This is a genomic window from Deltaproteobacteria bacterium RIFCSPHIGHO2_02_FULL_44_16, from assembly GCA_001798185.1.
Taxonomy (GTDB): domain Bacteria; phylum UBA10199; class UBA10199; order 2-02-FULL-44-16; family 2-02-FULL-44-16; genus 2-02-FULL-44-16.
Window position 1 is genome coordinate 39501 of the sequence record MGRM01000005.1, and the last position, 12993, is coordinate 52493.

10 protein-coding genes are annotated in these 12993 nt (G+C 41.6%); all 10 read left to right on the top strand.

All coding sequences use genetic code 11. The features are described from left to right. Positions 1 to 3: 3 nt before the first annotated feature. The 10 genes from A3C46_05855 (at position 4) to A3C46_05900 (ending at position 12484) form a co-directional block, all read left to right on the top strand. Positions 4 to 393 (top strand): hypothetical protein, encoded by a 390-nt coding sequence (locus A3C46_05855; GenBank protein ID OGQ23316.1) that lies wholly within the window; start codon positions 4 to 6, stop codon positions 391 to 393. Beyond that, the gene (locus A3C46_05860) at positions 390 to 1268 is read left to right on the top strand and encodes a hypothetical protein (GenBank protein ID OGQ23317.1); all 879 of its coding nucleotides are present in this window, start codon (positions 390 to 392) and stop codon (positions 1266 to 1268) included. The genes A3C46_05855 and A3C46_05860 overlap by 4 nt, the downstream gene beginning before the upstream one ends. Continuing rightward, positions 1259 to 2626, top strand: coding sequence for a hypothetical protein (locus A3C46_05865; protein ID OGQ23318.1), 1368 nt, complete (start codon positions 1259 to 1261; stop codon positions 2624 to 2626). The genes A3C46_05860 and A3C46_05865 overlap by 10 nt, the downstream gene beginning before the upstream one ends. Beyond that, entirely contained in the window at positions 2613 to 4454 is a 1842-nt protein-coding gene (locus tag A3C46_05870; GenBank protein OGQ23319.1) for a hypothetical protein, read from the top strand. The genes A3C46_05865 and A3C46_05870 overlap by 14 nt, the downstream gene beginning before the upstream one ends. Next, entirely contained in the window at positions 4451 to 5866 is a 1416-nt protein-coding gene (locus A3C46_05875; protein ID OGQ23320.1) for a hypothetical protein, read from the top strand. Before A3C46_05870 ends, A3C46_05875 begins: the two co-directional genes overlap by 4 nt. Then, positions 5863 to 7182 carry an FAD-linked oxidase gene (locus tag A3C46_05880; GenBank protein ID OGQ23321.1) on the top strand — a complete coding sequence of 440 codons (1320 nt, stop codon included), beginning with the start codon at positions 5863 to 5865 and terminating at the stop codon, positions 7180 to 7182. The genes A3C46_05875 and A3C46_05880 overlap by 4 nt, the downstream gene beginning before the upstream one ends. Positions 7183 to 7265: 83 nt before the next feature. Continuing rightward, a complete protein-coding gene (locus A3C46_05885; GenBank protein ID OGQ23419.1) occupies positions 7266 to 8000 on the top strand; it encodes a short-chain dehydrogenase in 735 nt (244 codons plus the stop codon). Next, positions 7997 to 10204, top strand: a complete 2208-nt coding sequence (locus tag A3C46_05890) for a hypothetical protein (GenBank protein OGQ23322.1) — start codon at positions 7997 to 7999, stop codon at positions 10202 to 10204. Before A3C46_05885 ends, A3C46_05890 begins: the two co-directional genes overlap by 4 nt. After that, complete coding sequence (locus tag A3C46_05895; GenBank protein ID OGQ23323.1) at positions 10197 to 11072, top strand: hypothetical protein; 876 nt, start codon at positions 10197 to 10199, stop codon at positions 11070 to 11072. Before A3C46_05890 ends, A3C46_05895 begins: the two co-directional genes overlap by 8 nt. Then, entirely contained in the window at positions 11069 to 12484 is a 1416-nt protein-coding gene (locus tag A3C46_05900) for a hypothetical protein (GenBank protein ID OGQ23324.1), read from the top strand. The genes A3C46_05895 and A3C46_05900 overlap by 4 nt, the downstream gene beginning before the upstream one ends. Positions 12485 to 12993 lie beyond the last annotated feature (509 nt).

Below are 12993 nucleotides of genomic sequence, written 5' to 3' on the forward strand. Positions count from 1 at the left end.
ATAATGATGATTCATATACCAGTGTCAGTAGGTGAGCTTCTGGACAAGATGACAATTTTGGAGATCAAAACAGAACGCATTGCCGATGCGAAGAAAAGAAAAAATTGTCAGAAGGAATACGATCTTCTGGAACATATCGCGAAGACTCACGGTATTCTTTTCATGGCTGAGCGTGCAGAGTTGAAGCGTGTGAATGAATGGCTTTGGGAGATTGAAGATTCTATGCGAAAGAAAGAAGCCAAAAAAGAATTTGATCAGGATTTTATTGAACTCACGCGAGATGAATACCGAGCAAATGATACGCGAGCGAAGATTAAAAAGGAAATTAATCTCGCGTCTGGATCAGAGCTTATCGAAGAAAAGGAATATGTTGCCTACGATCTGAATAAATGAAGAACTTTCTCTGCAAAGGAAAAAAAGGCGATCTCATCATGTCCCTCTATATCGTGAAAGCGATGGGGGGAGGGAATGTTTTGATTACCCCGGGAGAATTTGAAGAACCACTTGAGAGTGTTCTCGAATCGTGCGGCAAGCTTGTATTATCGCAACCCTATGTCCATTCTTTTCGGATCTACAAAGATGAGCCGATCGATATCGATCTCGATGCATTTCGACATCATAAGATGCTTTTTCGCACGACACTTCTTGATGTCATGTGTCATGCACAACATCTGCCCTCGCCACAAAATGTTCAAAGTTGGATCGATGTTCCCGGTGATACTTCATTTGCAGACAAAATTATTATTCATCGTCGAGCGGTCGTCAAAGCACGTGCGAATCCGCTTTTTGATTGGGATGCTCTTATCTCTCGGTTGGGAGCGAAAAATTTTCTCTTTGTGTCACGTCTTGAAGGAGAGTGGAAAGAATTTGGTCGCAAAGAAGTAGAATATTATAAACCTGCAGATAACTATGAACATGCTCGTGTGTTGAAAGGTTCGAAGCTCTATATTGGCAATCAATCCTTCCCTTCTGCCTTGGCTGATGCTCTCGGAGTACGACGCATTTTCGAAGTCATGACCGGCATCGACCGACGTCATTTCGCTATCGATTATGCGTCAAATGCCTGGTATTTTGCGACCCCTTGGGATTGCACCCTCAAACATTTTCGTTATCTCGCGAAAGACAATGGACATTATGATGATGTGGTGACGGGCGAGTCTGTTCACGTGCCTCTGGAATTTCACTACAATCGGATGCAAACATTACGTCATGAAGCTCACTATTATAAATCCCTCCTCAAACAATACGTGAAAGTTCTATGTCTTTAGTGAATAAATCTCTCAGCATTTTTAATCGAGAAATTGTGTTTACCTTTCTCCGGCTCGGTACCGGAGCCATCGTGGCACGAAAACTTGGCCCGACCGGCATGGGTATTTGGGCAGCGCTTGATTTGATTGTGAATTATTCTCGTGTTTTTGGAGCTCCTCGTCTCGAAATCGCGACGGTCTATTTTTGGAGCCAAAAACAATGGAACCGAGGAGAAATTCTTTTTACGGTCAATGTCGTCGGTTTTACGATGGGACTTTTACTCTGCTTTCTTCTTTCCTTTCAGCATGATTTGTTACGAACTTTTTTTGTAAAAACAAATATTGAACCTTTGCTCATGATCCTTGTTTTTGCGCATTTGCCTCTGCGTTTTGTAAAAAGGAATTATCATTACTTTCTTTTGGCCCAAGAGGATACGCAATCTTACAATCGTGTTTTGGTGATTGATGATGTCCTGAAAGCCATGATCACTATAACGCTTTTACTCTTTTTTGATCTCGGTCTTTGGTCCCTTGCGATTGCGATTCATATTTCAAGCGCATGCGCCTTTGTCTATGCTGCTGTAAAAGTCCGACGAACTCAGCGTATGGTCGTGCACCATAACGTGAAACTTTTTTTTACGATGCTCCGCTTTAGTATGAAAGTGTATGTCTCGGAAGCGAGCGGTTTTTTAACCATCTATATCTCCAATTTAATTACCGCTCTTTTCCTTGGTCCTGCTCAGCTTGCTTTTTTTTCCATGGGAAAGGGAAAGGCTGAATGGTTGAATCGTATCACCAATGCGATTGCGACAGTGCTCTATCCGAGAGTTTCACACCTGCAAGGGAGTGGACAGGATGCCTCGATAACCACAACCGATGCTTCACGCATCTCCCTTCTCATCTTATCCGTTGCTGCTTTTTTCTTATCCCTTTTCATTTATCCCGCCACGCTTCTTCTCTATGGTCGGGAATTTAGTCCTTTGGTGATTGTTTTCTTTCTTATTCTACCGGGTTTTATTTTTCATTCGGTCACGAGTCTGCAGCGACAGTATTTTCTTGGAATTGGAAGAGCTGATATTCCGATGAAAATCAATATGATACCTCTCATCTTGCAAGCAACACTTTGCTATCTTTTTATTCCCAAAATGGGATTTATGGGGGGAGCCATTGCTGTATCGCTGACTCATCTGATGATGTCTGCGATCACGGTTATCGTGTATCGTCGCATGACCGGAATTACCTTTTCACAGCTTTTACTCCCTACGCGAAGGGATAGAGATTATTTGGTCCAGCTCGTGATGACCAAGCTTCAGATTTTCTTCGACATGCTTCGACGAATGTTTGGAAGAGTTCTTCAGAGTCTTTATGAAAAAGTTTAAAAAAATACTTCGTTCTCTCAAACGTTCTTTTGTGACGGTCTCACGATTTCTCCGATTTGGAGATAGTCATAAGGTTGTTTTTTTTGAAACGCTCTCTTCCGAAAATAAAACGTTGCCTTCACGAAGAGATGTTCTGCGCTGGATTTCTCCCATTCTCAAAGAGATGGGGAGAACATTTGTGCGAGCTTACCGAGTTGGACTTGGAGAAGCGCATACGCTTCATCCCGATCCGCTTTCCACAGCAGGAGGGGAGAGTTATGGAAAATGTCGAATCGGTTTTACGTACAAAAACGCCTTTTCGCTTTCCCATGCTCCTCAAGGAAGTGTGTCGCTGAATCTTTCAGATGAGGCTGCCGAAGGAATATACTTTTGGGTCGGGAAAAAATTTATTGAAACCGGTGATGGACTTTTGGATCTTTTTCTTGAAGGAAAAGATTCCACAAAAATTTTTTCAAAAAAATTAAATGCGCTTCATCACGCATGGGATCTTTTTTATTTTCCTTTAGCCCAAAAGAGCGGCGAATATAAATTCACGTGGAGTACACAAGGGGAGAAGAAGGATCTTTTACTGACTCCCCCTCTGATCAAACGAAAACAGGAACGAACTGTTCTTCTTCTCATCGCTGATGCTGTGCGACCTCAAGACATCGGGCTTTATTCAGGAGCTGTTCATACACCGATGCTCGATGCCTATTTTTCATCAGGAGTTCTTTTTCAAAATAGTTTTGCTCAAAGTAATTGGACGCTTCCGGCCTTTGCTTCGATTGCCACTTCTCACTATGCATCAGAACATGGCGTGGTCGATCCTGATCGCTATTCGCGTCCCATGGATCGACACGTTCCAACCTTAGGGGAAGTGATGCGCGCTCACGGATTTTATACCTATGGCTCTGTATCTCATTTTCGCAGTAACCAAGCTTATGGGCATCATCGTGGTTTTGAACACTTTGACTATGCAAGTACGATGCAAGAAAAACCGGGAACCACAGGAGTGGCAGGACAGAATAATATGCATCGTCAACTTCGGGAACTTTGTGCGTATGTTGACAATCTTCGCGGAGTGAATTTTTTTGGAATGATCCACTTTTTTGATACGCATTTCCCCTATTTTTATAATCCCTATCAGCTCAACCAGCATGATCTTCTTTTTCAAAATTCTCTGGAATACTCTGTGCGAAAACCATTCACTCAGCAATTTACGGAGGAAGAGTATCGGTATATGCTTCATCAGTATTATACGCGTCTTGCAGAGTTGGATGCTGCACTCGCGCAGCTCTTTTATGTTCTTCGAAACAGAGAGAACGTCACCGTTCTTTTTATGTCCGATCATGGATATTGTTTTGAGAAATCCCTTGGGCATGATTTGTCCTCTGATGAGATTGCAACTCCTCTTTTCATAAGCTCCACTGAATTCAAGCTCGAAGGGGGGAAACATCAGCGCGTGACGCAGTCTTCGGTGGATATCCTGCCGACATTGACAACCCTTTTTGGGATTCATGATGTAACTGCGCGCGCGGGAACCTCTCTGTTTGATCGCTCAGGAAAAGTTCTCCAGAAAGAAGTGGCAGTGTCAGAGTTGATCTATCATGAACTCTATCAAGTACGTCTTATTGGAAAAAAAGGAGCAACACTTTTGTTTGAAACCAAACGTTCTCGTAAGAGTGGAACGATTGAAGTTGACCAACTTTTTATCAAGGACAATCGTTTTGACTCCCCCTCAGAAACATCTCTTGAAATGTTCCTTGCCTCTGTAGAAAGTTCAAAACTTTTTCCTTCACTCAAAAAGAAAATGTGTGAACTGATTCGTTCTGGAGAGAACTTGCAATGACCGATATTCCCCTGTGTGTCGATCTCGATGGGACACTTTTAAAGACTGATACCTTGGTCGAAGGTTTTCTTGCTTGTCTCAAAAAGAAACCGTTATCGTTGGTGCAAGCTCCATTTTGGTTGTTTAAAGGCAAAGCTGTCCTGAAACGAAAAATCTTTGAAACGATTGAGCTCAACCCCCATGTGCTTCCTTACCATCTCGATTTTTTAGACTATCTTCACGGAGAATATGAAAAGGGAAGGAAGCTCATTTTAGCAACTGCTGCGCATGAACGTATTGCAACTTCTATTGCGCAGCATCTCAATATTTTTTCCGAAGTATTTTCGACGAATCACACAAACTTAAAAGGTTCTTCTAAATGTGAAATATTGGAAAAAAGGTTTGGAAAGAAAAAGTTTGGATATGCAGGAAATGCTCACATTGATCTTTTGGTTTGGAAAGAAGCTGGAGAGGGTATTGTCGTCAACGCATCACCTCGGTTATTACAAAAGGCGGAAAAAATGACCTCTGTGGTTAAATTTTTTCCTCAAAAAAGAGGAACTTTTTTGAAAATCTTGAAGGCCATGCGTCTTTATCAATGGGTGAAAAACTTGCTTGTTTTCATTCCATTGATCTTGGCTCATCGCGTTACAGAGATTTCACTTTTTCAAGATGCTGTGGTTGCATTTTTTTCTTTTGGACTATGTGCCTCGAGTGTTTATCTTTTAAATGATTTGCTCGATTTGGAAGCAGACCGTCTTCATCCCCGAAAACGGCTTCGTCCTTTTGCTTCCGGAGAACTGAGCCCTTGGATCGGTATTTTCTTCATTCCGCTTCTTTTGATAACGAGTTTTCTCACTGCGCTCACACTTTCGATCTGGTTTGTCGTTACGCTTGGGATTTATTATGTGCTGACACTTTCTTATTCTCTCTATTTGAAACGCATTCCTCTGATCGATGTCGTGTTACTGGCGATGCTTTATACGCTTCGTTTGATTGCGGGGATTGCGTCAGTGCATGTTCCCATTTCGCCGTGGCTTTTTGCCTTTGCGCTCTTTTTCTTTTTAAGTTTAGCGCTTGTAAAACGATCTTCGGAATTAACGATGATGCAAAAAGAAAACCTGGAGAGTTCACTTGGTCGTGGCTATCGACCAGATGATTTAGAACTCCTGACCATGATGGGAATCTCCAGCGGATTTCTTTCGGTTTTGGTTTTGGCGCTCTACATTCACAGTGAAGATGTTTCAGTTTTATATGCGCAGCCAATGTTTCTCTGGCTTATCTGTCCTTTCTTCCTTTATTGGATCGGACGTATTTGGTTTTTGACGCGAAGAGGAGGAATTCCTGACGATCCCATTCTTTTCGCGGCGAAAGATAAAATAAGCTATGTGATTGGGAGTTTTATCTTTTTTATTCTCTATGTGGCATCATGAAAAATGATTCTGAAGTTCTTGAATCCTGGGGACGCAACCCACAGATTCAGCAATCATCGACTTCTCTTCATTGGAGAAGTGATATTCACTTTTCTTCAGAGAAGAAGATGTTGCCTTACGGAATGGGGCGAAGTTACGGTGATGTCTGTCTCCATGAAGGAGGACTTCTTCTGAAGACGAGAGGACTGAATCGTTTTTTAGAGTTCGATGCAGAAGAGGGGAGATTGATCTGCGAAGCAGGTGTCTCTTTTGAGGAGATTCTCGATTTTGCTGTTCCTCGAGGGTGGTTTCTTCCGGTAACTCCGGGAACAAAATATGTGACGGTCGGTGGTGCGATTGCAAATGATGTGCATGGCAAAAACCATCACCGTGCAGGATCATTTGGTTGTCATGTCGTTCGTTTTGAACTGTTGCGTTCTGATGGAACGCACCTTCTTTGTAGTCAGACTGAAAATACTGATTGGTTTCGGGCCACGGTGGGAGGTTTAGGTCTTACCGGTGTTATTACCTGGGCTGACATTCGTCTCAAAAAAGTTGTCAGTCCCTTTATTCGTCAAGAAACGGTTCCATTTCGTTGTGTCGATGATTTTTTTGCACTTTCTGCTTCGAGCAATCGCGATTTTGAATACACCGTCGCCTGGATCGATTGTTTGGCGAAGGGGAAAAATCTTGGACGAGGTATTTTTATTCGTGGAAATCATGCAGAAATGAACTCAACAAAAAAGAATCCAAAGAGAAAAAAACCGACATGGAGTATTCCATGTCAGATGCCTTCTTTTCTTTTGAATCCATTGACGATCAAAGTTTTCAATGGAATGTATTATTTTTCTCAATGCTGGCGAAAAGATTCAAGGCTTGTTCACTTTGATCCTTTCTTTTATCCGCTCGATGCCGTGAAATGTTGGAATCGTCTGTACGGCCATCGCGGCTTTTTTCAATACCAGTGTGTTGTCCCTCCGCAGACAGCGCCAGAAAATATACGGCGTCTTCTCGACAAAGTTTCTCATTCAAAGCAAGCATCCTTCCTTTCCGTGTTGAAACAATTCGGTTCGCTTCCTTCTCCGGGAATGATGTCCTTTCCCCGAAAAGGAGTGACTCTTGCTATGGATTTTCCCAATCGTGGTATCAAAACTTCTCAACTTCTTCATCAACTGGATGATATTGTGCAGAAAGTGGGAGGAGCTGTCTATCCGGCGAAAGATGCCTGTATGTCGCGTACCTCCTTTGCTGCTTATTATCCACGATGGAAAGAGTTTGCATCGTATATTGATCCCCAGTTCTCATCCAGTTTCTGGAAAAGAGTGAAAGGTGAATAAACTTTCGTCATCCCCGCTTACGCGGGGATCTCATGAGATTCCCGCTTCCTGCATGCGGGAATGACAACCATGCGAGTGCACATATGAAAAATGTTCTGATTCTTGGCGCAACCTCTGCAATCGCTCACGAAGTAGCGAAGCTCTATGCTGATGAGCAAGCTCATCTCTTTTTGGTCGCAAGAAATGAATTCAAACTGGAAACAATCGCAAAGGATTTAATAGTACGAGGAGCAAAAGTAACATCAGGTGTGGCGAACTTTCACGATTTTTCATCGCATCCAAGACTTCTTGAACAGATAAAAGAAAAACTTGGAAATATCGATGTGGTTCTTCTTGCCTATGGTTCTTTAGGGAATCAAGCGGAGAGTGAAAAGAATATCTCCGTTGCGCTTCAAGAAATAGAAACCAATTTTTTGACCGCATTTTCTCTGCTCTCTTTACTTGCTCATATCTTGGAAGCTCAGGGGAGTGGAACTCTTGCCGTGATCTCTTCTGTTGCTGGAGATCGTGGTCGTCAAAGTAATTATATCTATGGAACCGCAAAGGGGGCGCTCAATATTTTTTTACAGGGTTTGCGTAATCGTCTTTATAAAAAAGGAGTTCATGTGTTGACCATTAAACCCGGTTTTGTCGATACTCCTATGACAACGCATCTCAAAAAAGGATTTTTATTTTCTTCTTCTCAAAAAGTGGGAAATGATATTTATAAAGCGATAGAAGAAAAAGAAGACGTCCTGTATACTCCTCAATTTTGGAGAGCGATTATGTTTGTGATTCGAAATATTCCGGAAGCTCTTTTTAAAAGGCTCAACCTATGAAAAATTTTTTTCTCCTTCTCTTCGTTCTGATTTCTGCCTGCAAAATAAGTTGCGCCGCCAATTTTACAGATGAATCTCTTTCTGAAAATAGCCAATCTTCCAGCCAACCTTCTGAGGTCGATGGGCAAAAATGTTTTTATTATCGTGATCAGGACCTTGATAGGTATGGCGATCCCCTGTCTGTGCTTGAAAATTGTTTTCCTCCTTCGGGTTATGTTGAAAATGCGGATGACTGTGACGATAATGATGCTCAAGTGTTTCCAAAGCTTTGGTATTTAGATGCTGATGGCGATAGCTATGGAAATCCGTCACAAACGCTCAGAAGTTGTAATCCTCCCTTAAAGTATGTGCAAAATGCTACGGACTGCGATGATGCCGATGCTGCTATATCACCCAAAACTATTTGGTACGCTGATAAAGATGCGGATGGATTTCTGGGAAGAACGATTTCGTGCGCAAAACCAGAATCTTTTGTCCCTCAACTTGTTTTCATTCCAGAAGAGAGTATTGACTGTGATGATACGAAGAATGCAGTTTATCCGGGAGCGTTTGAATATATCGATCACATTGACCAAAACTGTGACGGAAAAATAAGAACTCTTTATTTAAAAGATATTTCTCCTGACCATGTTTTTCATGGTGCTGAAAGAGGAGATAATACAGGTTTTGATCTTGCAGCAGGAGATTTTGATGGAGATGGATACGATGATATGTTGATCAGCGCTGTCTTTGCGGGATCTGACCTGAAAGGAAAAATTTATCTCATCTATGGAAAGCCTTCTCTGATACTTGATCAAGCTGATGCAACCCTTGTCGGAGAATTTTCAAATGATCATGCCGGTCAGTTTCTCTCCACATCTGGCGATGTGAATGCCGATGGTTGTGTCGATTTTCTGATTGGTGTTCCTGAATATTCAGATACCATTCTGCAACGAGGGAAAACGTATCTCATTTATGGAAGTGGAGCCCGTTGTGCTTTTCCCCAACGATTAACAGGAACGAATAGTCTGACGTCTGTGGGCGCCGTCGGTGGAATTTCGGGCGCTACTTTTCTTGGAGTCAACAGAGAAGATTACAGCGGAGCAGATATTGCATCAGCGGGAGATATTGATGGAGATGGAAAGGACGATCTCCTTATTGGCGCGTATGGAGCAGATGCAACGGCGAATGCTTCCGGAAAGGTCTATCTTGTTTATGGAAAAGCGTTAAACGATGTGACCTGTATGGATGGAACAAATCCCCATCAGATGAATCTGTCGATCCTGGAAACAGCGGCTGATGCACATTGTGGCCATGAGATTCTTGGCGAGGGAGGAGGAAGTCTCTTTGGAATTACATTAGCAGGAGTAGGGGATGTGAATCAAAATGGAACCGATGATCTCTTTATCGGTGCTTATGGTTTTAATCCGGATCCAAATCAGACCCAACCCGCGTACCAATATCAAGGAAAAGCTTACCTTTTTGATTTTGGAATCCTCGGAACGCCTGCAGGACAAAATATTCCGAGACGAATTTTTGCGAGCACCGATACGAAGGCTTATTTTGGTGGATTTGCTTTGACTGGCTTAGATGATTGGCGTTCCTGTGCGAGTACTATTTCTGCTTTAGGAGATACGGATGGGGACAGCGCCAATGACTTTATGCTGGGATGCTATGCGCTTGATAATCGAACCATTCAGATGCCGGATTCAGGCGGTGTGTATGTGATGTATGGTGGTGAGTACACGGGTGATATAGCGTCCGATGCTCTTTTTCTTCTTGGCACAGAGGATAATGGACAGCTTGCCCAGGAAAATCTTGCCTCTGGAGGAAATGTCAATCGTGATGCTTTCGCTGATATTCTCATTGGTGCTTCGAGAGTGAACGGAGGGACATGGCCTGGAAAGTATGAAGCGGGAAAAACCTATTTGATCCTTGGCCGGAGCCGTGTTGATTTCGCAGCCGCGTATACGAATCAATTTTTAGATAATGTTGATCTCACCTTCAGAGAAGTCGGAGGGTTCGAATTTCTTGGGGAAGAGAGATATGACGAAAGTGGTGCTGGTTTGGCAAGCGGTGATTTTGATGGCGATGGAGATACAGATATTCTCATCGGTGCTCCTGGGGATGAAGTGAATAAACTGTATAAACATCAGAATTTTGAATCTCAGGCAAATCCACCGCGACCTGGAAAGGTTTATTTTGTTGAATCCAGGTATGAATAAACCTTCAGTGTTAGTCTCCATTCTGGCTTATAATCATTTCGATGATTTAATAGAAACGATTCGATGCTTGAAGGCTCAATCCTACAAAGATTTTCATCTTCAGGTGATTGATAACGCATCCACTGATAATATCGTCCCGAGATTAAAAGAAATCTATTCTGATATTGATGTGATTCAACTGACAAAAAACAGAGGATATACCGGTGGAAACAATGTTGCGCTCGAAAAAGGTTTTCAACAAGGATATGAATATACCTTCATTCTCAACGATGATATTTCGGTTGAAGTCAATTTTCTCGCGCATCTTATAGAGACGGCAAAAAGCGATGTTGATTGTGGAGTTGTGGGCGTTATTGAAGAAGATTTTTATACAGGAAAAATAAGAACAATCGGGGGAAGTTCATTTCATTTTCGAAGGGCGCGAGGGCAATGGTTGAAAGATATTCCAAAATTAGCATCGAACTCTTTACAGGTGGATTATGTTCAAGGCGCTGCTCTTCTGTTTACTGCACGTGCTTTAGCGCAAGGAATTCGATTTGATGAAAAACTTTTTATGTACTGTGAAGAGATCGATTTGGGATTTCAACTGCGTGAAAAGAAACTCAAAGCTCTTGTGGATCTGAGAACTCGAGTACGACATAAATCAGTTCCCGGGAAATGGAATTCTTTTCAAGCGTATTATCTTCAACGCAATCGGCTCTATTTATGTCGCAAGTATGGTTCGCGTGCGATTTTTTTTCAGGCCTGTTGTTATATGTGCTTTATTGAGTTGCCGCTAAAGATGGTGTTGAGAACGCTTCAGGGTCATCCTCGTTTTGCGTGGGCTTGCGTTCGAGGATGTAAAGCCGCTGTAGAAAATAATATATGATGAAGACACAACATGCAATTCGGATACATCCTGCGGTATTTGTTTATGTATTAGCGTTTGTTTCTCCATTTGCGATTTATGGAATTGGTATCGGTGAAGTTGGTTTTACGCCGATCAATTTTTTGAGTATTCTTTTTTTTCCTGCTTTTCTGATGTTCTTTTTATTTAAGAATTGGTCATTAAAAAATTTAACTCTCGTGGGAGTTCTTCATCTTGCATATTTTGTTTTTGCATTTCTTGCTTCTGCATTTGCGACGAAACATATGGCAGCTGTCAGAGGGTCCGTTGGATATCTAATTGATTTTTTTCTCTGTTACCTTTTTGCCGTTTATTTTATTCAAGAAGAAAAACAGATTCGAACGGTTCTGAAAATATTTATTTTTGTAGGCGCTGTGAATGCCGTCATGGGACTCGTACAATTTGGTGGATTTTTCTTTTTTGGAGAAATGATTGCTCCTCCTTTTGTTCATTTCTTTCATGAAGAAGTCTCTACGAAAAATTTTGGCTATGGAACAGGCCTCTTCTCTATTGCTGGATTTATGAAGATGTATGGATTTTTAGGAGCAGGCTCTGATGCTTTTGGGGGATACACGCTCATTTCTCTCGCTTTTTCGATGTACTTTTTCCAAAGAAAAAAGAATTTTTTCTACGCTTTTCTTATCGTATTTTTTGGAATCACTTTATTGCTCAGTTGTGCGCGTAACGCGTATGTGGGAACACTTTTCTTTTTTCTTTTCCTCTATTTTTTTTACCGTCCTCTCAAGGAAAAAATATTTCAACGCATCTTCAAGGTCTTTAGCCTCGTTTTCATTGTTATTTTTCTTGTGGGGGGGGGTTATATCACACAGAACATGAAGGCCTTTGAAAGCGCAGAAATTCAGGTTTCAGCCACTTCTGCATATAAAACGCCAATTTTTTTACTTCAAAGAGTGAATCCTTTTGCTTCTGCGAGCTTTCAAATCTCTCTGGTCGATTTTTTTTGGGGACATCTCAAATATGCACTTGTTCATGGTTTTGATAATTTTGGTTTAGGGATGGGATTGCAAAATTTTGATGACTATGTCTCTGCAATCTATGGAGTGAAATATGGATCTCATTCAGACTTTATTTTGACGCTTGGAGGAAGTGGTTATATTGGGCTCCTGATTCAAATGTTGATCATTTTTTGTACCATACGCTATGGTCTTAAGGCCTACTATCAACAGCCTCGTGAAAATATAGATTCTCTTCCACTCTTTTTAACAGCATTATTTGTGGGAATGGTAGCGATTGGAATCGTCAGAACGTTTTACTTCGTTCCCTATAATTTTCTTATCATCGGATTGATTGTCAGATTGTATACGATAAAAGCGAATGAGTATCGAGAAGCTGGCGCTATACAATCCTACAACAAAAAGAAAAACGGAAAATGATGCCATGTTTGTCGAGAGTGGGATATGGTGAAATAAAAAAGGAAGCCAGATGACAAGACAATGAATTGTCAGAAGAGATATTTTTTCTTTTTTCCCAAAACGTAAAGAAGGAGCCAGTAAAAAAGGAAGAGCGATCCAAAAAAGAGGCCAACCATAGGCCATGAGGCGAAAACCTCCGGGTCCCAAAACAGGACCAAGAATGAATGAAAAGAATCCGTAGAAAAAAAGAATAAAAAATCCAAGAGGCATTTTTCGAAGGGCGTGAGAACGTAAGAAAAAAAGAAGAAAAAGCGGCCCAATACCAAAAACTGTCAGCAATGATATCAATGTGTGCAGAGGTTGCGAAAAATCAAAACCACAAAAACCGATGTTTTGAATTTTTCCAAAAGTGAGCCAAGCAGGAAGAGTTTTTGTAAAAGAAGGTGAACAGTAATCGAGTGTATTGGTCCAGATATTGAGTCCTAAAAAATTACCGCAAAAATTAAAAATCATTTTTGCAGGGATATAAA